We start from the raw sequence: 26,894 nt of genomic DNA on the forward strand, positions 1-26,894 counted from the left end.
TTATTCAGGTGTATTACCCAGATGAGAATCGACGATCGGTCCGATTACATCGGCCGCTTCGGCATTTGTCATCTCGTTGTGGAAAACCTCGACATCGTGGATGACGATATCTCCTGTGACGTACGGTCGCCATTCCTGCGGCGATCGGACAATTCCGTCGCTCGCACCCTTCGTTGCGGAAAAGAACAAAACATCTCCGTCGAATACGTCGGGCACGAACTCGGCCATGATTCTTGTCGAGTTCTCGAATCCCGCGTTGATTCTCCGCAGATGATCGGCAGTCACGCCGGTCGTCTGTCCCAGGGATTCGTCGAGCAATTCCACGCCGCGCTCGTAGGTCAGTGGCTCGGCCGACGGCTGCGCTGTCAGGTCGAGGCCCAATCCTCCGAGTAGGTTTTCGACGCTCAGTGCTCCGTCGATGGTGTCGTCGTCATGACCGTCGACGTAGCTGTCCAGCAGAGCGAGCGTGCGAACTTCGCTACCGGTGCTGCGCAATTCCACAGCGATCGCGTGAGCGAGCGAGCCACCCAACGACCAACCGAGCAGGTGGTACGGACCCACCGGCTGAACGGACCGGATTTCGTCGGCGTATCGATGTGCGAGATCACGAATCGAACCGAACGTCGTCCCTTCGACGATGCTCGGCAGCTGCAGGCCGTACACGGGACGGTCGTCGGTCAACTTCGAGACGATGCCCGCGTATCCCCACGAGAGCCCGATTCCGGGGTGGACGCAGAACAGCGGTGCCTTCGACCCTGTACTGCGCAGTGGAATCACCACTCCGAACACCGAATCGAGATCGGCACCCGCGGCGTCGGCGTCGGACGCCACCCGCGCGGCCAGCCCGGCCGGTGTGGGGTCGACGAACAGCGCTTGCAGCGGAACTCGTACCCCGATGGCATCTTCGATGGCCGGCACGATCTTCGTGGCCACCAGCGAGGTTCCGCCGAGCTCGAAGAAGTTGTCGTCCATACCGACTCGGTCGACACCGAGAACCTGGGCGAAGGCATCGGCGATGGCTGCTTCCACGTCGGTACTCGGCGCGCGGTACGGAGTGGTCGAGACCGTCAGCTCCGGTATCGGCAGTGCCCGACGGTCGAGCTTGCCCACCGGGGTCAGTGGAATGTCGTCGAGTTCGATGATCGCCGACGGAACCATGTGTCGCGGAAGCACTTTCGCCACGCGATCTCGTAGCTCCTCGGTGTCGAGCGTCTCGCCGTCTGCCGCCAGCACGTAGGACACGAGCACCGTGTCACCGGAGGCTGCGGTGTGCCCGATCGTGGCGGCGAATCCGACCTTCTCGTGCTCGGTGAGGGCGGAGTCGATCTCGCCGAGTTCGATGCGAAAGCCGCGCACCTTGACCTGGAAGTCGCTGCGTCCGACGAACTCGACGGTTCCGTTGCTTCCCCAGCGCACGACGTCACCGGTCCGGTACATCCGCTCGCCCGGGTTGCCGAAGGGGTCTGCGACGAAGCGCTCGGACGTGAGCCCGAACCGCCGGAGGTAGCCCCGTGCAGTGCCGGGACCGGCAATGTACAGCTCGCCCGACACCCCTGCCGGGACTGGCCGCAGACGTGCGTCGAGCACCATGAAACGGAACCCGGTACCGGGCCGGCCGACATCCACCGTGCCGCCGGGGATCAACGGCCCACCGACACTTGCCTGAATGGTGGTCTCGGTCGGACCGTAGCCGTTGAACATCGTGCGGCCCGGTGCCCATTTCGCCACCAGTTCCGGGGTACACGCCTCGCCGCCGACGGCGAGGACGCGGACGGTGCCCAGACGAGACTCGTCGATCGAGGACAACGCCGCCGGAGTAAGGAATGCGTGCGTGACGTGTTCGGACTCGAGCAGGTCGGCAAGTTCGCTACCGCCGAACGTGCCGGGCGGCACGATCACGACGGTGGCACCGACGCCGAATGCCATCGTCAGCTCGTACACCGACGCGTCGAAGCTCGGCGACGCGATGTGGGACACCCTCGAATCACGGGTGGGACGGAACCGATCGATGACCTCGGCCTGCAGGTTGGCCATGCCTCGGTGTCGCACTGCGACGCCCTTCGGGCGACCCGTCGAACCCGATGTGTAGATCAGGTATGCCGGGTGATCGAGGTTCAGTGTCGCCGTGCGCTCCGCATCGGTGACGGCGTCCACGGGATAGCGAGAGAGTTCCGCGGACGTTTCGGGATCGTCCAACACGAGCCACGGCACGGTGTCGGGTAGCGATTCTCTGCTGTCGACATCGGTCAGTCCCATCGCCGCGCGGGAATCTTCGAGCATGTGCGCGATGCGATCGGACGGGTAGTTCGGGTCCACCGGCAAGAACGCAGCACCGGTCTTCGCAACCGCCCACACCGACAGCACCGATTCGATCGACCGTGGCAGTGCCAGGGCGACGAACGTCTCCGGGCCGACGCCGTAGTCGATCAACATCCGCGCGATTCGGTTCGACCAGCTGTCGAGGTCGGCGTAGGACAGGCTCACGCCTCGGTACGTGACGGCCACCGCGTACGGATCGAGCGCCACCGACGCCGCGAGCATTTCCGGCCAGGTCCGTAGCGCAACGTCGGCTGGACCTCGGGCAGGCGCCAGGGCCTGCTTCTCGTCGGCACCGAGAATGTCGATATCTCCCACCGCTGTACGGCGGTCGCTTCCGACGGCGTCGAGCACGCGAACCAATCGCGCCGCGATGGCGTCGACGGTGGACTCGTCGAACAGTGACGTGGCGTAATCGAACGCTGCCTCGAAACCGGCGGGTTGCCCGTCGTCTCCGAAATTCTCCGATACCAGCAGCTGCAAGTCCTGCTTGGCCACGGGTACGTCGAAATCGAATCCCTCCACCCGTAGGTCGGGGAGCTCGAGTGACGCCTTCTCGTTGTTCTGGAACGACAGTGCCACCTGAGACAGCGGCGCGTACGCCGTCGACCGCGTCGGATTGAGCACCTCGACGATGCGCTCGAACGGCATCTCCGTGTGATCGAACGCATCGAGATCGCCGGCCTTGACCTGCGCGAGGAGATCCAGGAACGAGTGGGCCTCGACGACCCGGCTGCGCAGCACCAACGTGTTGACGAACATTCCGACGAGGTCGTCCAGTCCTGCGTCACCGCGCCCTGCCACCGGGGTGGTGATCGCGATGTCGTCAGTACCGCTGAGTCGGGCCAGCACCACGGCGAACGCGGCGTGCAGAACCATGAACATACTGACGTTCTGCTCGCGGGTCACCTCGACGAGCGCCCGATGTATCTCGGCATCGACGGTGAATCGGACCCGGCCACCGCGGAAGTCCTGCGTGGTGGGCCGAGGACGGTCTGTCGGCAACGGCAACAGATCCGGTAGGCCTGCGAGCTCGGTGGCCCAGTACTTCAACTGAGTCGCGGCCACGCTCGACTCGTCCTGCTCGTCACCGAGCAACGAGCGCTGCCACAGCGTGTAGTCGGCGTACTGCACCGGCAGCGGCCGCCAATCCGGCGCGTGTCCCGCACTGCGAGCCGAGTACGCCAGTACGACGTCCCGTGCCAGCGGTGCCATCGAGGCACCGTCGGCTGCGATGTGGTGCACCACCATGGCCAGGACGAAGACGTGATCGTCTGCCGCGGTGCTGTTGCCGTCCAGGACCTCGAACAGTTCCACGTGCACCGGAATCTCGGTGGTGACATCGAACCCTCGACCTGCCAGCAGCGCCACGCGATCGGTCAGCAGCCCGGCCGCGATCCGTTCGGGCTCGACGGCGGGTGCGACCTCATCCGCCGGATGTACCAGCTGGACCGGGAATTGCGGACCCTCGGGGAAGGTCGTGCGCAGCGACTCGTGACGTTCGAGAACGTCGACGACCGCCGCGGCCAGTGCCGCAGTGTCCAGCTTTCCGGTCAGTTTGACGACCAGCGGCACGTTGTACGCCGCCGACGAGGTGTCGAACCGGTTGATGAACCACATACGTTGCTGAGCAAGAGAGAGCGGAATGTGCTCCGGCCGCTCGACCGCAACGAGCGCAGGTCGCTGCGTTCCGGTGTCTGCAGTACCGACCGCGCTGGCCAGACCGGACACCGTGGGCGTCTCGAAGATCGTGCGAACGCCGATCGTCGTACCGAATTCCGCGTTCACGCGCGCGATCACCCGAGTTGCACTGAGCGAGTCCCCACCCAGCTCGAAGAAGCTGTCGTCGGCCCCGACTCGATCTACGTCGAGGATCTCGGCGAACACCGCAGCCACGGTGAGTTCGGCGGGGGTGTTGGGCTCACGGTACGACGTCGCCGCACCGAACTCCGGTACGGGCAGCGCAGAGCGATCGAGCTTGCCCACGGGTGTGAGCGGAATGGTGTCGAGCACGACGAACGCGCTCGGAACCATGTGCGACGGCAGCGCGGCGGCGAGATGATCCCGCAACACAGCGGTGTCGAAGGTATCGACACCTGCGTGTGCCAGGCGGACGTATGCGACGAGAACCGTCGCGCCCGACGGCCCCGGAGTGCCGAAGGTCGCCGCGAAGTCGACCGCCGGATGCTCGGAGAGTGCGGCGTCGATCTCGCCGAGTTCGATGCGGAACCCACGGACCTTGACCTGGGAGTCGCTTCGACCGACATACTCGATCGTCAGATCCGCAGACCAACGCACCACGTCTCCGGTGCGATACATCCGTGCACCGGGGGCACCGAACGGGTCGGCGACGAATCGCTCCGCTGTCAGGCCCATGCGATCGTGGTAGCCGCGAGCCAGGCCGACACCGGCGAGGTAGAGCTCTCCAGCGACGCCGACGGGAACCGGCTGCAGTCGTGAATCGAGAACGACTTCGTGTACGCCGCGAACCGGGCCACCGATCGACACCGGCTCGCCGGCGACCATCGGTGCACTGATGTTGGACATGATCGTGGCCTCGGTCGGACCGTACCCGTTGTACAGGTTGCGTCCGGGAGCCCACTTGCCGACCAACTCGGCCGGGACGGCCTCGCCGCCGACGACAACGTCGGCGAATGTGTCCAGACCGCTCGGGTCGACCGACGCCAGGGCGGACGGAGTGATGAATCCGTGCGTCACCGCCTCCGATGCCAACAACGACGCGAGTTCCTCGCCGCCGTAGACGGTCGGCGGCACGATCACCATCGTGGCCCCGACGCCGAAGGCGAGCAGGTACTCGAGCACCGAGGCATCGAAGCTCGGCGACGAAACGTGAAGCGTCCGTGAGTTTTTCGAGACGCCATAGCGTTGGCGCTGCTCGGTTGCGAAGTTGTCCAGGCCGGAGTGCGTGACCACGACGCCCTTCGGAACGCCCGTCGAACCCGAGGTGTAGATCGTGTAGGCCGCGCTCTCCAGAGTGATGCGACCATGACGTTCGCTGTCGGCTATCGGCTCGTCGCCGACTCCGCCCTGGCCGTCCGTGGCGAGATCGTCCAGAATGATCCACGGCACGGTGGACGGTAGGTCGTCCAGATGCGCGCGGGTGGTGACACCGAAACTCGCGCCGGAGTCCGCCAGCATGTGTTCGATGCGGTCGGCCGGGTAGTTCGGGTCGACCGGAACGAATGCGGCACCGGACTTGGCGACCGCCCACACTGTCAGCACCGACTCGATGGACCGTGCGATACCGAGCGCGACGAATGTCTCGGTGTGAAGACCGTGACTCAGCAGGATCCGAGCAAGTCTGTTCGACCGTCGGTCCAGCTCGCGGTACGTCAGCTCTCCGTCTGCGCTGCGCAGGGCGATGGCGTCCGGATCGAGAGCGGCGGCGTCGGCGAATATCTCCGGCAACAGCCGCATCGACCGGCCTTCGATTCCGGATACCGGTGCCAGAGCAGCAATTTCGCCTCGGTCGAGCAGTCGGAGGCGAGCCAGAGGCTGCTGTTCGTCGGCCAGCACTGCCTCGAGTACCCGTTCGACTCGATCGACGATGGCAACGACATCGTCGATCTCGAACAGTTCGGGGAGGTACTTGGCCTTGATGTTGAGTCGCTCGTCGACGGACGAGACCAGAGTCAGTGGGTAGTGTGCGGCGTCGGTTCCGAGGATGTCCGTCACCTGCATGCCCGCGAAATCCGTTGCCGCAGAGGCTCCGGCACGATCAACCGGGTACGACTCGAACACCGTCAGCGTGTCGAACGCGACCCCGGCACCTGCTGCGCGCTGGATGTCGGTCAGCCCGAGGTAGTGGTGGTCCAACAGCGACGCCTGCTCGGCCTGTACACGATCGACCAGAGCGCCCAATGTCTCGCTCGGATCGAGCGTGACCCGAACGGGCAGCGTGTTGATGAACAGCCCGATCATGCCTTCGATGCCTGGGACCTCGGGCGGACGTCCCGACACGGTGGCACCGAAGACGACGTCGTCTCGACCGGTCAGCGTCGCGAGCACAATGCCCCAGGCGGTCTGCACCAGAGTGTTCAGGGTCGACCCGCGGCGCGCGGCGAAATCGCGTAGGGCAGCGGTGGTCTCGATCGACAACGAGCGCTCGGATTCACGAGAGACCGTGGACAGTTGCCGGCCCCGGTCCCCGGTCACCAGCAGAGTCGGCTCCTCGACGCCCGCCATCGCACTGACCCACTGTGCGGTGGAAATCGAGACGTCACGTTGCCGCATCCACGTGAGGTAATCCCGGTACGCGGGCACCCGCGGCAGCATCGAGTCGTCGGACTCGGTGACGTACAGCGTGATGAGTTCCTTGACGACCAGCGGCGTCGACCAGCCGTCCAACAGAATGTGGTGGTTGGTCAGTAGCAGCCGCCAGTGATCGTCGGCGAGTGTGATGAGCGTGAATCGAAGCAGCGGCGCGGAGTCCATCTCGAACCGAACGCCGCGGTCTGCCTCCAGTACTGCCTCGAGTGCGGCCTCGACATCGGCTTCACCGCGCAGATCGATCTCTGCCCACGGAACCGTGACCGAACTCTGCACGATCTGCAGAGATTCGCCGGAGCCGTCGAGGACGAAGGCGGCACGCAGATTCGGGTGACGTGACACGAGCTTGTCGACTGCGGCGTGCATCCGCGCGGAATCGACCGTGCCACGCAACTCGAGGCCCAGCTGCACCATGTAGGCGTCGACGCCGGCAACGTCGCTGCCGACCTCGCCCGCGAGGCGCGCGTGGAAGAGCAGCCCGGCCTGCAGCGGCGACATCGACCACACGTCGTCCAGATTCGGGAACCTGTTCTCCAGTACCTCGATCGACTTCTGATCGATGTCGACCAGCTCGAGATCGGACGGAGTGAGACCGCCCGCGCCGTCGGCCGACGCGTGCTCGGTGATCGCAGTGAGCGCCTGCGTCCACAGCTCGATCAACCGGTCCACTTCGTCGGCACCGAGAATTCCAGCGGGGAACGCGAACGTGGCGTCCAGCTGCGGGCCGTCGGGTGTCGACGTGGTGACGGCATTGATGTCCAATGCGGCCGGTACGGGCATGTCCGGGTTCTGTGCGTCGCCCAGTTCGGCGTCGGCCACGGGAATCCAGCCCACGTCTTCCATGCCCTCGGACGAACCGGTCGAGAAGCGCCCGAGGTAGTTGAAACTGACCTGCGGAGCGGCGTACCCGGACAGCGCTTCGCGGCCTGTGGGATCGAGGTACCGCAGCATGCCGTAGCCGATGCCGTGATCGGGGATCTCGAGCAACTGCTCCTTGACGGCCTTGATCAGTGCGCCGGCGGAGTCTCCACCGGACAACGCGTCGGCGATGTCGACGGATCCCAGGTCGAGACGTACCGGGAAGATCGTGGTGAACCAGCCGACGGTCCTGCCGAGATCGGCACCGGGCACCACGGCGTCCTCACGCCCGTGGCCCTCGAGGGTGATCAGAGCGGTACGAACCGCGGCACCGCGTTCGCGACGCCACGCGGTCAGCGCCAGAGCCAAGCCTGCCAGGAGCCCGTCGTTGACGCTGCCACGGAAGACATTCGGAACGGTCGTGAGCAGTCGTTCCGTGACCTCGACGGGTAGCGAGGTACGGATGCGCTGCACGGTCGCGTCGACGTCCACCCGCTTGTCCAGTGCCCGCGATCCGATGGTCGGATCCTCGCCACCGAGGATGCGTTGCCACAGCCCCAGCTCGTCCGCGCGGCTCGGGGTGACCTCGGTCAAACCGGTCGACCAGCGACGCATCGATGTGCCGATCGCGGCGAGGGCAGGCTCGTCGCCTGCAACGACCTGGCTCCATGCGGTCGCCAGATCCGGAACGATGATTCGCCATGACACGCCGTCGATGACGAGGTGGTGGGCGACGACGAGAAGTCGACCGGAACCGTTGGGGCCCTGGAACCACACCATCTGCAACATGACGCCGTCGGCAGGAACGAGTCGGTCGGCCGCAGCATCGAGTTCTGTTGCGGCGCGGGCGGAGAACTCGGTTCCGTCGATCGCGTCCACCGGAACGGCGTGAATCACCGATGCCGCGGACACCGTCCCGATCGGAGACACTTCCTCGCGCCAGGTGCCGTCGGCATCCTGGAAGAGTCGCGATCGCAGCATGTCGTGGCGATCGAGAACTGCCTGGACGGTGCGTTCGAGGGTGTCGTTGTCGATACCGACCGGAAGCTGAAGCAAGGCTGTCTGGGTGTACCGGCCGAAGTCGGTGCTGCGGTCCAACATCCACCGAACAACAGGTGTCAGCGGCAGCGGGCCGACTCCCCCGCCTTCGAGCTCCTCGAGCACGACGACGTCGCCGCCGAGAACGACGACCTCGGCGAGCGCGGCCACCGTCTTGCGCTCGAAGATGTCGCGTGGGGCCAGCACGAGGCCCGCTGCCTTGGCGCGCGAGACGAGCTGGATGGACATAATGCTGTCGCCACCGAGCGCGAAGAACGAATCGTCGACGCCGACCGTATCGAGACCGAGGACATCGGCGAAAAGACCGGCCAGAATGGACTCGACTTCGTTTGCAGGCAAACGACTTTCGGTCACATTGGCCGAGAAGTCCGGAGCCGGCAACGCCCGGCGATCGAGCTTACCGTTGGCGGTGAGCGGCAACTCGTCCAACACGATCAGCGCCGCAGGCACCATGTAGGACGTCAGCGTGGTGCCCACGAATTCGAGCACGGCGGCGTGGTCGAGTGTCCGGCCTGCTTCGGCGACCACGTAGCCGATCAGGCGATCACCGAAGCCGTCGTCACGTACCGCGACCACGGACGCTGCGACTCCGTCGAATGCGAGCAGAGCGCTCTCGATCTCGCCGAGCTCGATGCGGAAGCCGTGCAACTGGACCTGCATGTCGCTGCGGCCCAGGTATTCGAGCGCCCCGTCGCGGTTCCACCTCGCCGTGTCACCGGTGCGGTACAGCCTCGAGCCGGCGTCACCCGACGGGTCTGCCACGAAACGCGTTGCCGACAGGCCCGCTCGTCCGAGGTAGCCGCGTGAGAGCTGTGCCCCGGAGACGTACATTTCGCCGGTCACGCCTGGTGGCACCGGGTTCAGGCGCGTATCGAGAACGGCAACGTTCAGTGCCGGGATTGCCTGGCCGATGACGCTGGCGGAGGCGGAGGCAGCGAACTCCTCGGTCAGGGCCAGGTGGCTCACGTGGACCGTCGTCTCGGTGATGCCGTACATATTCACCAGGGTCGGCGTCGACTCGTCGTGTCGGGCATACCACCGGCCCAACTGTCCGAGATCGAGTGCCTCACCGCCGAATATCACGTATCGCAGCGACAGTTCTGCAGAGTTGTCGGTAGCTCCCACGGATGCAGTGGCAACCCTGTCCGCTTCTGCGAACTGGTAGAACGCCGTCGGTGTCTGGTTGAGCACCGTGACCTTCTCGCGCACCAGCAACTCGCGGAACAGCTCGGGCGAGCGCGCTGTGTAGTAGTCGACGACGACGAGGGTTCCGCCGTGCAGCAACGGGCCCCACAGTTCCCACACCGAGAAGTCGAACGCGTACGAATGGAACATCGTCCACACGTCGCTGCTGTCGAAATCGAACAGATTCGCGGTGTTCGCAAACAGCGTCGCCACATTGCGGTGTGCGATCTGGACGCCCTTGGGACGCCCGGTACTACCCGACGTGTAAATGACGTAGGCGACCGAATCTGCACTCGTTCTGCCGGAGCGGTCCGCATCCGTCAGCGGAGTGCCGGAAACGTCGTTCAGCTCGGCGATCAGCTCCGGCGAATCGACCAGGAGAACATCGAGTTCGGAGGCCGGAATCGCGGCGATGTCCGCCACGGTGGAGATGATGCAGACGGGCGAGGCGTCCTCGAGCATGAACGCGAGCCGGTCGGCCGGGTACGAGACGTCGATCGGCAGGTATCCGCCACCGGACTTGATCACGGCGAGCAGCGCCACGATCAGCTGCTCGTCACGTGGCATGGCGACCGCGACGAGCGATTCGGGCGTCACGCCGCGACCGATCAGAACCCGAGCCAAGCGGCTCGAGCGGTCGTCCAGTTCGGCGTAGGTCATCGATCGATCGCCGAAGACGACGGCCCGTGAATCCGGGAATCGTGCTGCAGCAGCGGCGAATCGGTCGGCCAAGGTGGAATCGTCCGCCTCGAGACCGGCGTGGTTCCACTCGTGCGTCATCGCATCGAGTTCACCGGGAAGCAACAGATCGATGTCGCCGACCGCACTGTCCGGTTCGGCGGTGACCGCACCGAGGACGGCACTGAAGCGCGCCGAGAACTCCTGGACGGACAATTCCTCGAACAAATCGACCGCGTACGTGATCGCTGCGGTCATCCCGGCCGGCGCACCGGTCTCGTCGACGTTCTCCGCAATGGTGAGCTGTAGGTCGAACTTCGCCACGTGCGCGTCGATGTCCACAGCGTGCACCGTCAGGTCCGGCAACTCGAGCGTCGCCGAGGTGTTGTTCTGGAATTCGAGCAGCACCTGGAACAGCGGCGAATGGTCGGTGGAACGCGTCGGGTCGAGCACATCGACCAACCGCTCGAACGGTACGTCGGTGTTGTCGAACGCAGCCAGATCGGCGGCGCGCGTGGCACGGAGCAGGTCGGTGAACGAGAGCTCAGGAGACACCTCGGTGCGCAGCACGAGCGTGCCCACGAACATGCCGACCAGATCGTCGAGAGCGGCGTCGCCGCGGCCGGCGATCGGGGTGCCGACCGCGATGTCCTCGGTGCCGCTCAGTCGCGCCATCAGGACCGACCATGCCGCGTGCACGGCCATGAAGACGGTTGCTTCGTTGGCCCGCGCGACGTCGATCAGTGCCGCGTGGGTGTCACGATCGATCTCGAAGCGAACACTGTTGCCGCGCATCGATTGACGGGCCGGGCGGGGGTGATCCAACGGCAACGGGAGAACCTCGGGCAAGTCCGCCAGGGCGGTCTTCCAGAAGTCCAGCTGCTGAGCTGCGAGTGAGGACGGATCGGACTCGTCACCGAGAACGTCGCGCTGCCAGATCGCGAAGTCGGCGTACTGCACGTCGAGCGGTACCCACATCGGTGACGCGGCAGCGGCGCGAGCTCCGTAGGCCACCATGACGTCGCGCGCCAGCGGTGCCATGGACGCTCCGTCGGCGGCAATGTGATGCACGACTATCGAGAGCACGAACTCGTCCGGTGCCAACCGGTACAGAACTGCCCGGAAGGGCAGCTCGGTCGAGACGTCGAATCCCCGTGCAGCGGCGGCCGAGATGGCCGACACGACATCGGCTGCGTCCAGATCGACGACGTCGAGTTCGGTCGACACGGCGTGCGCATCGAGAATCTTCTGCTCGGGGCGATCCTCGTGGGTGGGGAACACGGTGCGCAGCGATTCGTGTCGTTCCAGAACGTCGCCGACGGCTGCACTCATCGCAGCAGTATCGAGTCGACCGGTCAAACGAACCGCGAGCGGGATGTTGTACGCCGCCGACGTCACGTCGAACTGGTTGATGAACCACATTCGCTGCTGCGCCAAGGACAGCGGAATGGAACTCGGCCGTGGTTTCGCAGCGAGGGCTGGGCGGCGAACGCTACCGAGCGGGTTGCTGTCCACGCGTACTGCCAGCGACTCGACCGTGGGTGCCTCGAACAGCGCGCGAACGCTGATCGCAGTGTCGAGTGCAGTGTTGACCCGTGCGGTGAGTCTGGTGGCGCTGAGGGAGTCGCCGCCCAAATCGAAGAAGCTCGAATCGATGCCCACTGTGTCGATTCCGAGCACCTCGCCGAAGATGTCGGCGATGATTCGCTCCGTCTCGGTACGCGGAGCTCGGGAGTCGCTGCCGAGATGCAGATCGGGCGCGGGAAGTGCTCTCCGATCCAGCTTTCCGGCCGGGGTCAACGGAATCGACTCCAGCTCGACGAAGGCCGTCGGGATCATGTGTGTGGGAAGCGAACTCGACACATGGGTGCGCAACGCGGCGGTGTCGATCTGCCGACCCGGCCGCGGGAGAACGTAGGCGACCAGAATCGTGTTGCCCGACGGACCGTCGACTCCTACCGTGGTGGCGAATTCCACCGTCGGATCGTCGGTGAGTACGGCGTCGATTTCACCCAGCTCGATGCGGAAACCGCGCACCTTGACCTGGAAGTCGCTGCGACCGACGTACTCGAGCGTTCCGGATTCGGTCCATCGCACAACGTCTCCGGTGCGATACATCCGCGCGCCCGGCTCGGCGTAGGGATTTGCGACGAATCGCTCTGCGGTCAAACCGAATCGGGAATGGTAACCCCGAGCCAGCGCAGGCCCGGCGAGGTACAGCTCACCCGCAACTCCGACCGGAACGGGGTGCAACCGCCCGTCGAGTACGACTTCGCTGAAACCGATTGTGGGCGAACCGATGTCGATCGATGATTCGATGTCCAGAGGATCGCTGATCGAGGAGAAGATTGTCGCTTCGGTGGGTCCGTACGCATTGAACATCAGACGACCCGGTGCCCAGCGAGCCACCAGCTCGGGCGGACACACGTCTCCACCGGTGGCGACGACGCGCAGCTCGTCGAGTCCTTCGGGATCCACCGACGCCAGGGCGGCGGGAGTGACGAACGCGTGCGTCACCTTCTGCTCGGCGAGCAGTTCTGCCAGCTCGGTGCCGCCGTATACCGATGTCGGTGCGATGACCATCGTGGCGGCACCGGAGAACACCATGACCAGTTCGAGAATCGAGGCATCGAAACTCGGCGACGCGAACGCCAGAACGCGGGCATCGGGGGTCACCTGGAAGCGGCTTCGCTCCTCCTCCGCAAGATTCGCCAGACCGCGATGGGTGACGGTGACGCCCTTGGGCACACCCGTCGAGCCCGACGTGTAGATCAGGTAGGCGACCTGATCGATGTGCATCGGACGCGTTCGGTCGTCGTCGAGCACCGGCGCGGTGGAGAGAGCGGCCAGCTCGTCGCGGACGTCGTCGTGATCGAGGACTGTCCACCGAGCCGAGCCGAGACCCTCGACCGCGGACTCGTGGGTGTCGAGCGTGAGGCCGATGGACGCGTTGGAGTCGACCAACATGTGCTCGATGCGATCGCGAGGGTAGCTCGGATCGATCGGCAAGAAGGCGGCACCGGTCTTGGCCACTGCCCAGATTCCCAGCACCGAATCGACGGAGCGCGGTAACGCCAGTGCAACAACGGTTTCGGGTCCTGCACCGCGCGCGATCAGTGCGCGCGCGAGCGCGGAGGACCGCGCGTTCAGTTCGGCGTAATCGAGGCTGCCGCTCTCGCTCCACAGTGCCACGCCGTCGGTGTTCGTCACCGCAGCATCGGTGAAGATCTCCGGGAGCAGACGCACGTCGGAGGACGCAGGTCCGTGTACCGGGGCCAGTCGATCCAGTTCGTCCTCGGACAGCAGTGACAGCGATCCGACGCGCACATCGGTGTCGGTGGCAATCGCCTCGAGAACCCGGACGATTCTGTCGATCGTCGCCCGAACGACGCTGTCCTCGAACAGTTCCGGCAGATACTTCGCTTCGATGTGCAGTCGGTCGTCGACCATTGCGACCAGGGTCAACGGATACTGCGCCGTGTCGCTGCCGTCGTGGACGTCGTGGACATGCATGCCGGCGAGGTCGGTCTCTTCCGACAGCCCTGCGCGGTCCATCGGGTAGGACTCGAACACCGTCAACGTGTCGAAGGCGACTGCCGGTCCCACGGCGCGCTGGATGTCGGTCAGGCCCAAGTAGTGGTGATCGAGCAGAGCAGCCTGCTCGGCCTGCACCCGATCGAGGTATTCGCCCAGCGTCTCGGAAGGATCGAGCACGATTCGGACCGGGAGCGTGTTGATGAACAGGCCAACCATCGACTCGATATCGGACACCTCGGGCGGTCGCCCGGACACGGTCGCACCGAATACCACGTCGGAGCGCCCGGTCAAAGTGCCCAGGACCATGGCCCACGACGCCTGAACCATGGAGTTCATGGTTACCCCGCGTGCGCGGGCGACGGCCCGCAGGCGGTCGGTCTGTGCGGTATCCAGCGAGATCAGCGCACGGCCGGCCAACGTGGACTCCTGGCGGCGACTCTCCACCGGAGTCAGCAGCGTGGGTTCGGACAGTCCTGCGAGCGCGTCGGTCCATGCTGCCGTCGCTGCCGAACGATCGCGCTTGGCGAGCCACGACAGGTAGTCGCGGTAGGCAGGGACACGAGGAAGTACCGTCTCGTCCCCGTCCACCACGTACAGGGTCAACAGGTCCTTGAGCAACAGTGGCGTCGACCAACCGTCGAGCAGGATGTGGTGGTTGGTCATCACCAGCCGCCACTCGCCCGGTGCCACCGTGATCAGCATGAAGCGCAACAGCGGAGCCTGCGCCATGTTGAAGCGGGTGGCGCGGTCCTCGTGTTCGATGCGTTCGAGCTCGGCGGCACGATCGCCGACGTCCAGCCCGGTCAGGTCGATCGACGACCACGGCACGTCCACACCGTGATGCACGATCTGGATCGACTCGCCGTCGTTGTTGTGCACGAAAGCCGTGCGGAGGTTGGCGTGCCTGCGCAGCAATGCCTGCGCCGACCTACGGAACCGCGCCTCGTCGACTGATCCGCGCAGCTCCAGCACGAGCTGGACGATGTAGGCGTCGACGGACTGGTCCGAGAGTTCGGCGTGGAACAGCAGGCCGGCCTGCAGTGGTGTCATCGACCAGATGTCGTCCAACGTCGGATAGACACGTTCGAGGTCGTCGATGGAGCTCTGATCGAGTCGGACCAGATCGAGATCCGACGGAGTGAAACCGCCGGCCCCGGGACGTTGCGCAAGCCGAGTCAACGCGGTGAGGGCCTGACGCCACAGTTCGACCAACTCTGCGACCTCGGCCGCGTCGAGCACACCGGTGGGGAACGCGAACGATGCTTCCAATCGCGGTCCGGTGGGTGTCGCGGTCGTGACGGCGTTGATGTCGAGCACAGCGGCGACGGGCAGATCCTCGTCCTGTGAGTCGCCGACACCGGAGTCGTCGACCGGCAACCAGCCGTGCCCGCGAAGCTCGTCCGGAATATCGGTGCTGTAGCGCCCGAGGTAGTTGAAACTGATCTGCGGTGCCGGGAAATCGCGCAGTGCAGCGGCACCGTCCTCGTCCAGGTAACGCAGCATGCCGTAGCCGATCCCGTGATCGGGCACGGCCAGCATCTGCTCCTTGACCGACTTGATCAGGCGCGCTGCATCGACGCCTCCTGCGAGGGCATCGTCGAGGTCGATACCGTCCAGGCTCAGTCTGAGCGGGTAGATCGTGGTGAACCAACCGATGGTTCGGCCGAGGTCGGCGCCGGGTACGACGTGATCCTCGCGCCCGTGGCCCTCGAGAGAGATGAGTGCGTCGTCGACGATCACTCCGCGACCACGTCGCCATACGGCGGAAGCCAGGGCCAGGGCGGCGAGAAGACCGTCGTTGACGCTGCCGTGGAACGCATCGGGCAGCGCCGTCAGCAGTCCTTCGGTCACATCGGTCGGCAGACTGAGCTCGATCTTGTCCACGGTCCGGTACACGTCGATCTCTCGATCGAGGGCACGAGATCCGATGAGCGGATCTGGTTGCGCTACAACAGATCGCCACATCGCCAGCTCGTCGGAGCGAGTTGCGGTCACCTCACGCAATCCGTGAGACCAACGGCGCATCGAGGTGCCGACCGGTGCAAGTTCCGGGGTGCTTCCGCCGATGATCTGGGCCCAAGCCGACGCGAGATCCGGCACGAGAATTCGCCAGGACACACCGTCGATCACCAGGTGATGTGCGACGACGAGCAGACGACTTCCCTCGGTGCCTGCGTCGAACCACACCATCTGGATCATGACACCGGAATCGGGTGCCAGGCGGCCGACTGCCGACGCGGCCTCCGACTTGGCCTGAGCCGAGAATTCCGCCCCGTGAACGCTTGTCGACGAGACTCGGTGGATTACCGACTGCGCCGAGACCGATCCGGCAGGAAGTACCTCCATCGACGGGTGTTCACCGCGATGCAACACGCCGCGGAGCATGTCGTGGTGATCGAGAACCGTCTGGACGGTGGCTTCGAGAACGTCGAGTTCGATGTCCGCCGGAAGCGTCAGCACAGCGGTCTGAGTGTGCTTGTCCAACACTGCCGTTCGATCGAGCATCCACGCCACGATCGGGGTCAGCGGGACGTCGCCGACGCCGCCTCCCGGCAATTCTTCCAGCACCACCGCAGCGGTACCGTCACCGGCCGCTACCACCTCGGCCAATGCAGCAACTGTCTTGTGCTCGAACACGTCTCGTGGCGACAGAGCGAGTCCTGCGGCCTTGGCGCGCGAGACCAACTGAATCGACATGATGCTGTCGCCTCCGAGTGCGAAGAACGAATCGTCCACGCCGACTCTGTCCAACCGCAGAACTTCGGCGAACAATCCGGACAGCGTCTTCTCGACTGCATTCTCCGCATCGCGACCGCCCGTGGAGACCTGAGCGGACCAGTCCGGTTCGGGGAGTGCGTTTCGGTCGAGTTTGCCGGCCGGTGTCAAAGGAATGGACTCGAGAACCACCAACGCCGAGGGCACCATATGCGCCGGCAACACCGACCCCACCTGCTCACGCACCGCAGCAACATCGATCACCGTCCCCGCCACCGGCAACACATACGACACCAACACCGTTGCCCCAGCAGCAGATTCACGACCCACAGTCACCGCGAAATCGACACCCGGCACACCGGCCAACACCGAATCGATCTCACCCAACTCGATCCGGAAACCACGCACCTTGACCTGGAAATCACTGCGACCCACATACTCCAACGCACCCGAAGAATTCCACCGCACCACATCACCGGTGCGATACATCCGCGAACCCGCACCACCGAACGGATTGGCCACGAACCGCTCCGCCGTCAAACCCAACCGCGCGTGATACCCACGAGCCAACGCCGGACCCGCCAGATACAACTCACCCACCACACCGACCGGCACCGGATTCAACCGCGCATCCAACACCACCTCCGCGAAACCGATAGTCGGAGAACCGATATCAACCGACTCCCCCACCACCAACGCAGAAGAAATCGACGAGAAAATCGTCGCCTCCGTCGGACCGTACGCATTGAACATCCGCCGACCCGGCGCCCACCGCGCCACCAACTCCGGCGCACACACATCACCACCGGTGACCACGACCTCCACCGAATCCAACCCCACCGGATCCACCGACGCCAACGCCGCAGGAGTGACGAACGCATGCGACACCCGCTCCTCGGCGAGCAACGACGCCAACTCCACCCCACCGAACACCAACGGCGGAGCGATCACCATCGTCGACCCACCCGAAAACGCCAACACGAACTCGAGAATCGACGCATCGAAACTCGGCGACGCAAACGCCAACACCCGAGACGACGGCCCCACACCGAACCGAACCCGCTCCTCCGCAGCCAAGTTCCCCACACCACGATGAGTGACCACCACACCCTTGGGCACACCGGTGGACCCCGACGTATAAATCAGATACGCCGCATCATCGAGACGCAACACACCCGACCGCTCCTCGTCCAACACCGGAGCAGCCGACCGAAACGCCAAATCCGCCACCACATCCGGATCATCGAGCACCACCCACGACACCCCACCAACACCCGCAACCGCACCCAGATGCGCACCCAACGTCACACCCACCACAGCACCCGAATCGACCAACATGTGCTCGATCCGATCCACCGGATAATTCGGATCCACCGGCAAGAACGCACCACCGGCCTTCGCCACCGCCCACACCGCCACCACAGACTCCACCGACCGCGACAACGCCAACGCCACGAACGACCCCGGACCCACACCACCCGACATCAACATCCGCGCCAACCGCGACGACGCCGCATCCAACTCACCATACGAAAGCACCCGCGAACCCGACACCACCGCAACACCACCGACACCCGCAACACCCACCGCACCAGCCAACAACTCCGGCAACACCACACCCACCACAGACCGCGGACCACGAACCGGCGCAAGCGAGGTGTATTCGTCGCTCGACAGAATGTCGATGTCACCGATACGCACGGCCGGGTCCGTCGTCACCACATCGAGGATTCGCACGAGGCGATCGGCGAGCACTCGGACCGTATCGGCGTCGAACAGTTCTGTGGCGTAGCGGAAGCCGGCACCGATGCCGTTCGGTACCCCGAACTTGTCGAATTCTTCGGAGACCGTCAACTGCAGGTCGAAATTCGAGATGTCGTTGGGCAGTTCGATGCTTTCGATCGACAGTCCGGGCAACGTCACCGTCGGCCGATCGGTGTGCTGGAACTCGAGCATGACCTGGAACAACGGCGCGTGGGCCGTCGACCTCGCGGGATCGACCGCGTCGACGACGCGCTCGAACGGGATGTCCGCGTGTGTGAATGCGGCGAGGTCGGTGGACCGAACATCGGAGAGAAGGTCTTCGAAACGAGCGGCGCTGGAAACCTGGGTCCGTAGTACGAGCGTGTTGACGAACATGCCGACGAGTTCGTCGAGCGCGGCATCTCCTCGACCCGAGATCGGTGTTCCCACGGAGATGTCCTCGGTACCGGACAGTCGCGCGAGAAGGACTGCCAAAGCAGCGTGCACGATCATGAACGAACTCGAATTGTGCTCGGCAGCAACGGTTGCGAGCCGTGCGTGGACGGCCGAGTCGATATCGAACGAGACCGAGTCGCCACGTAGCGACGCCACCGCCGGGCGGGGGCGATCGGTGGGCAGCGGAAGAACCTCCGGGCTGCCGGACAGCGTCTCGACCCAGTAGGTCGATTGCTGTGCCATCAGAGACTCGGGATCGGATTCGGTACCCAGGTATCGACGCTGCCACAGTGCGTAGTCGGCGTACTGAACCGGCAGCGGTTCCTGGCTCGGCGCATGCCCGGCAGCACGGGCGCTGTACGCCACCATCAGATCGCGGGCCAGCGGAGCGCTGGAGAAGCCATCGGACGAGATGTGGTGCACCACCATGACGAGCACGTGCTCGTTCTCGCGTTCCCGGATCAGCCGGACGCGCAGTGGCACGTCCGCCACCACATCGAAGCCCGCGCCGGCTACTTCGCCGACCAGTTCGTGCACGTGACGCTCGTCGTCCGCGGCGATGGGAGTCAGATCCGGCAGCGCCGACTGCACGTCGAGTATCGACTGCACCGGGCCGTCGTTGTGCAGCGGGAACATGGTGCGAAGAGACTCGTGCCGGGTCAACACGTCGCCGATGGCCGACCGCATCGCATCGACATCGAGGACGCCGCTGAGCCGCATGGCGAACGCGACGTTGTACGCAGCCGACTCGGTGTCGTACTGATTGATGAACCACATCCGCTGCTGCGCGAGCGAGAGCGGTACGACGGCAGGGCGCTCCTGCGGAACCAGTTGCGGAGCTGCCGCGGCGTCGTGTTCGCGAACATCGATGCCTGCGGACAGCGCCCGTACGGTGGGCGCATCGAACAGATCCCTGATGCCGATGGTGCTGCCGAGTGCGGCATTGACACGCGCCACCAAGCGCATCGCGATCAGCGAGTTACCACCGATCTCGAAGAAGCTCGACGTGACTCCCACCTGAGAGATGCCGAGCAGGTCGGCGAAGATGCCGGCCACGATCTCTTCGACGGGGTTCTCAGGACCGACGAATTCCGAAGCGGCGACGGTGAACTCGGGCGCAGGCAGAGCCTTTCGATCGAGCTTGCCGCTGGCATTGACCGGAAGCGAATCGAGCACAACCACATGCGAGGGAACCATGTAGACCGGAAGTCGCCGCGCGGCCTCGGCCGTCAGTTCGGTGGGGTCGACGGCAGAACCGGGTGCGCCCACGACGTACGCAACTAGCGTCTCGCCGGTGTTCGGGTCCTTGTGTACCAATGCGATCGCTTGGGCGACCGATTCGGACCGCAGCAGGACGGCTTCGATTTCGGGTAGCTCGATGCGCAGGCCGCGCAACTTGACCTGGAAATCGGTACGGCCGATGTATTCGAGCTCACCGTCTGCGCGCCAACGAACCAGATCGCCTGTGCGATAGAGCCGCTCGCCCGGTTCACCGAACGGGTCGGCGACGAAACGATCTGCCGTCAGGTCTCCGCGGCCGACGTAACCGCGTGCGAGTTGGACACCGGCGAGATACAGCTCGCCGGGTGCGCCGATCGGCGCCAACCGCAGCGAGGCGTCGAGAACGTACAACCGGGTGTTCCACACCGGTGCACCGATGGGGATGGACACCGGATCCCGTCCGGTGACGTGGTAGTAACTGACGTCGACCGCGGCTTCGGTCGGGCCGTAGAGATTGTGCAACTCCGCGAGGGAGAACTGAGCGAACTGAGCCGCAGTGGCAGGCGGAAGTGCCTCGCCGCTGCAGAAGACGAGCCGCAGCGACACGCACTCTGCAGCCCGGGCACCGGCCGCGAACACAGCGAGCATCGACGGCACGAAGTGCACGGTGGTGACGTGCTCGTCGGCAATGATGCGAGAGAGGTACACCGGGTCGCGGTGTCCGTCCGGTTCTGCGATGACGAGTTTGGCACCCACCTGAAGCGGCCAGAAGAATTCCCATACCGAGACGTCGAAGGTGGCGGGTGTCTTCTGCAGAACGGTGTCGGCGGGCTCGAGGCGATACTCGTGCTGCATCCACAGCAGACGATTGACTATGGCGGAGTGCGTGACTGCCACGCCCTTGGGCCGCCCGGTGGAACCGGAGGTGTAGATGACATAGGCGGTGTTCGAACCACTCAGGCTGCCCAGGCGGTCGGCATCGGTGACCGCCGAGTGATCGCGATCGGAGAAGTCCAACAGATCGACGGCGAGAACCGGAGTTGCCACCGGAATATTGATCCAGTCGCGGCTCGTCGTGAGAATGCACACCGGTTGAGCACTCGACAGTACGTAGGACGACCGCTCCACCGGATGGTCCGGGTCGATCGGCACGTACGCACCACCGGCCTTGACAATGGCGTACATGCCCACGAGCAGGTCGATCGATCGTCGCATGGCAAGGCCGACATGACTTTCCGGTGCCACGCCGAGCGAGATGAGGTGTCGGGCGAGCTGATTGGCCCGCTCGTCCAGTTCGAGGTAGGTGATGTGTTCGTCCTCGAACACCAGCGCGGTCGAGTACGGGCTGCGGAGCACCTGCCGGTCGAACAGGCTGCTCAGCGTGACTCCGATATCCCCGGCCGGAACTTGCTGGTGCAGCGAGGACGACTCGATCAGACGTGCGGTGTCGTTCCACTCGAACAGAACCAGTTCGCGTTCCGCGGCGGAGAGAATGTCGATGTCGCCGGTTCGGACGTCCGTCGACGTGCCGATGGTGGAGACGATGCGCAAGAAGCGGTCGACGAACCGATCGATGGTGTCGGGATCGAACAGATCTGTGGCGTAGGTGAAGGCGGCCGACAACGCACCGGACTCGTCGGCGGGGTTCTGATCGACGCGAAGTTGCAGATCGAACTTTGCTGTATCGGTGCCGATTTCCTCGAACTCGACGGTGAGCTCGGGCAGTTCCAGGGTGGCCGAGGCGTTGTTCTGGAATTCGAGCAGAACCTGGAAGAGCGGTGAATGATCGGTCGACCGCGCCGGATCGAGCACATCGACGAGTCGCTCGAACGGAATGTCGGTGTTGTCGAACGCAGCGAGATCGGACCGGCGGGTAGCGGCCAGCAATTCGCCGAAGGACGCGTGCGGTTCGACCTGTGTACGCAGTACGAGCGTGCCGACGAACATTCCCACCAGGTCGTCGAGTGCAGCGTCCCCACGGCCGGCAATCGGGGTGCCGATAGCGATGTCGCGGGTGCCGCTCAGCCGGGCGAGCAGCAAAGCGAGCGCGGAGTGGACCACCATGAACAGCGTCGACTCGTGTTCGGCCGCGACCGAGTTCAATCGAGCGGCGACGTCGGCTGGAATGGTGAACGGGGTGACGCTGCCACGCATCGACTGCCGTATGGGCCGTGGCCGATCGAGCGGCATGGGCAACACGTCGGGCAGATCTGCCAGTGCCGACTGCCAGAATTCGATCTGCCGCGATGCGAGGGATGCGGGGTCGTTCTCGTCGCCGAGGACGGCATGTTGCCACAGGGCGAAGTCCGCGTACTGCACGGTGAGGGGATCCCAGATCGGAGCCGATCCCGCAGACCGGGCACCGTAGGCGATCATGACGTCGCGGGCCAGCGGTGCCATCGAGGCACCATCGGCAGCGATGTGATGGACCACGATGGCGAGTACGAAACTCTCGGCACCGGTCCGATACAGCACGGCCCGGAATGGAAGATCGACGGTGACGTCGAATCCTGTTGTGGCAGAGGTTCGGACGAGGGCGTCGACCGATGCGGCGTCGACCTCGGCGAATTCGAGTGGAAGGTTGGGGCCGGTGACGTCCTCGACCGGCATGATGACCTGATTCGGCAGATCGCCCACCGTCGGGAACACCGTCCGGAGAGATTCGTGCCTCGACAGAACGTCGCCGATGGCCGCGGACATCGCGGTGACGTCCAGGCGACCGGTCAGTCGGACGGTCAGTGGAATGTTGTACGCGGGTGAGGCCACATCGAACTGATTGATGAACCACATGCGCTGCTGCGCGAGCGAGAGTGGAATCGACTCGGGTCGCTCGACCGGAACGAGTGCGGGGCGGCGGTGCAACGAGGCACCCTTCGCTTCCGCACGTTCTGCCAGGGTTCGCACCGTCGATGCCTCGAACAGATCGAGCACCTTCAGGTCGGTTCCGAGAGAAGAGTTGACGCGCGCGACGAGACGCGTCGCCACGAGCGAGTTTCCGCCCAGATCGAAGAAGCTGTCGGTCACGCCGACCTGATCGACCTCGAGAACATCGCAGAAGACCGCTGCCACAGCGGCTTCGTATTCGGTCTCTGCCGATTCGAGAGCGCCCTGCGATCCGAGTTCCGGTTCGGGGAGTGCGTTTCGGTCGAGTTTGCCGGCCGGTGTCAAAGGAATGGACTCGAGAACCACCAACGCCGAGGGCACCATATGCGCCGGCAACACCGACCCCACCTGCTCACGCACCGCAGCAACATCGATCACCGTCCCCGCCACCGGCAACACATACGACACCAACACCGTTGCCCCAGCAGCAGATTCACGACCCACAGTCACCGCGAAATCGACACCCGGCACACCGGCCAACACCGAATCGATCTCACCCAACTCGATCCGGAAACCACGCACCTTGACCTGGAAATCACTGCGACCCACATACTCCAACGCACCCGAAGAATTCCACCGCACCACATCACCGGTGCGATACATCCGCGAACCCGCACCACCGAACGGATTGGCCACGAACCGCTCCGCCGTCAAACCCAACCGCGCGTGATACCCACGAGCCAACGCCGGACCCGCCAGATACAACTCACCCACCACACCGACCGGCACCGGATTCAACCGCGCATCCAACACCACCTCCGCGAAACCGATAGTCGGAGAACCGATATCAACCGACTCCCCCACCACCAACGCAGAAGAAATCGACGAGAAAATCGTCGCCTCCGTCGGACCGTACGCATTGAACATCCGCCGACCCGGCGCCCACCGCGCCACCAACTCCGGCGCACACACATCACCACCGGTGACCACGACCTCCACCGAATCCAACCCCACCGGATCCACCGACGCCAACGCCGCAGGAGTGACGAACGCATGCGACACCCGCTCCTCGGCGAGCAACGACGCCAACTCCACCCCACCGAACACCAACGGCGGAGCGATCACCATCGTCGACCCACCCGAAAACGCCAACACGAACTCGAGAATCGACGCATCGAAACTCGGCGACGCAAACGCCAACACCCGAGACGACGGCCCCACACCGAACCGAACCCGCTCCTCCGCAGCCAAGTTCCCCACACCACGATGAGTGACCACCACACCCTTGGGCACACCGGTGGACCCCGACGTATAAATCAGATACGCCGCATCATCGAGACGCAACACACCCGACCGCTCCTCGTCCAACACCGGAGCAGCCGACCGAAACGCCAAATCCGCCACCACATCCGGATCATCGAGCACCACCCACGACACCCCACCAACACCCGCAACCGCACCCAGATGCGCACCCAACGTCACACCCACCACAGCACCCGAATCGACCAACATGTGCTCGATCCGATCCACCGGATAATTCGGATCCACCGGCAAGAACGCACCACCGGCCTTCGCCACCGCCCACACCGCCACCACAGACTCCACCGACCGCGACAACGCCAACGCCACGAACGACCCCGGACCCACACCACCCGACATCAACATCCGCGCCAACCGCGACGACGCCGCATCCAACTCACCATACGAAAGCACCCGCGAACCCGACACCACCGCAACACCACCGACACCCGCAACACCCACCGCACCAGCCAACAACTCCGGCAACACCACACCCACCACAGACCGCGGACCACGAACCGGCGCAAGCCGAGCACGCTCGGCCGCGGACAACATGTCCACGTCGGCGATCAGCAGATCGGGGTCACCTGTCAGCGCGTCGAGAATGCGCACCAGTCGGCGGCCGAACTGCGACATGCTCGTGGCGTCGAACAGTTCTGTGGCGTAATCCAATTCGACGCCGACCGAATCGGACTGGTCGACCGTGACGACAAGGTCCAGCCCGGTTCCGTCGTGCGGCAGGGCCGCGGAACCGAATCGAAGCGCAACCTGAGCCAACGGGCTGTGCGAGCCGGAACGGGTCAGACCGAGGGCGTCGACGACGGTCTCGAACGACACGTCACCGTGTGCGAGTGCAGCACCGAAATCGGCTTCGGACGCAGCGACGAAGTCGCCGAAAGACTGCCGTCCGTCCGGATTGGTCCGCAGAACCACGGTTTCACCGCTGTCGGCGGGTACGGCGATCGAGACGTCATCGGTGCTGGCCAGTCGCGAAAGAAGTACGGCAAGAACGGATTCGAAGACCACGAACGGTGTGGTCCCGCGGTCGGCGGCCAGCCGTTCGACAGCTGCCCAGGTTTCGGAACCGAGGGTGATGTCATGAGATGCGCGTACATGGCCGATGCGCGACGGCCGGATGCGATCGGTGGGAATTGCGATGAGGTCCGGAGAATCGGAGAGTCGATCGGTCCAGTAGGCGAGCTGAGCGGCGATACGTCGACGTCGTTCGCCCTCACGGGCACTGTCGGGATGTACATCGGCCACGACGACGTCGCGCCCGGCAGCGATGAAGGCTTCCGCCATGTCCACGAAGTTCGCGTGGTGTGTTGTGAGGTCGCCGTCGTCGTACCGGTTCGGGTTCGCTCTGAAATCGACGAATGTTTTTGCCGGCGAACCACTCTGGTACACATTGACCAGAAGATCCTCGACCGGTCCCGACGTGACGATGTTGAATTCGCCGACGATGGAACCGAGGTTGATCTGCTGATGGAACAGCATCATGTTGACCATCGGTCCGGCCAGCTGCTTGTCGCTGCCCGAGGCCGCCAGCTCACGCCGGATGTCTTCGATGCTGAACCGCTGGTGCCGCAGGGCACCCATCAGTTCGAGCTGAACCTGTTGAACCAGCTCTCCGACGGTGGCATCCTCGCGGACGTGCATCGGAATGGGCGCTACGTTGACCAGCATTCCACCGGACCGGCGAAGCAATGCCGTGGTGCGGGCGGACACCGGAATGTTGACCAGGACGTCGGCTCGTCCGGTCATTCGTGAGAGGTAGCAGCCGAACGCAGCGATGAACACCGCGGCGGCCGTTCCGCCCTTGGTGGAATCGGAGTCTTCGAGCGCGGAGACGACGTCGTCGGGCAGCGCAATGCTGCGCAGCTTGCTCGCCGCGATCGTGCGGCCGTCCGTATTCGACAGAGTTGCTCCGTCGTGGATGTCCGCAGCGCGGGCGACCCAGTACTCCTTGTCGGACTCGAACCGTGTCGACGTCCGGTACTCCTGGTCCAGCTCGTACAGCCGACGGAGCTCGGCTGCCTTGTTGGGGGCAGGTTCGGAATGCTCGACCGCGGCGGTGTAGAGCGCCGCAGTGCGGTTCACCAGTGTCATGGCCCCGTAGCCGTCCAGGGCTACGTGGTGGATCTTGCTGTACCAGAGGTTGCGCTCGTCCTCGACCTGAAGGATCCAGCTCTCGACCAGCGGATCGTTTTCCATATCGACCGGCTGCACGTAATTGTGATCGATCCATCGCAGCGCCGAGGCCATCGGATCGTCCTCGCCGCGAAGGTCCAGGTAGTGCACGGCTTGATCGATGGAATGATCGACCAGCTGAACAGCCTCCCCGTCGACCTCGGCCAGACGGAGATACGCAGACTGGAATTCGTGTCCGGCGCGAGCAGACGCTTCTTGAAGGACAGCGATGTCGAGGTCGCCTCGCAAGTCCACGTACTGAGCGATACAGACGGCAACGTCAGGAGCGAGTTGCTGAGCGAACCACATTCCCCGCTGGGCGGACGACAGAGGAAAGCCGTTCTCGAAACCGGTTCCGGTGGGGGGCGTGTGCGACCCACCGGTAGTCGTTGCGCGCATTCACTTGCCTTTCGGCGGCACGGTCGCGGCGGCGAAATCTGACGCCGAGGTGGTCGGCTCGATGATTTCGGACCGGTTCGAGGTGTCGAGCCGCGGCGGCTTGTGCGCGCGATTGAGCAATTCTG

Annotated in this window: 1 protein-coding gene; it reads right to left on the minus strand. The window is 64.6% G+C overall.

The window, feature by feature from the left end; genetic code table 11:
- Positions 1-26,769 carry a non-ribosomal peptide synthase/polyketide synthase gene (locus ACFI9K_RS17885; RefSeq protein WP_462664739.1) on the minus strand — a complete coding sequence of 8,923 codons (26,769 nt, stop codon included), beginning with the start codon at positions 26,767-26,769 and terminating at the stop codon, positions 1-3.
- Positions 26,770-26,894 lie beyond the last annotated feature (125 nt).

The organism is Rhodococcus sp. PSi06 (assembly GCF_054960675.1).

Bases quoted from the DNA above. Each gene is read 5' to 3' on its own strand.
- ACFI9K_RS17885 (WP_462664739.1), bottom strand. From the start codon at position 26,769: ATGCGCGCAACGACTACCGGTGGGTCGCACACGCCCCCCACCGGAACC.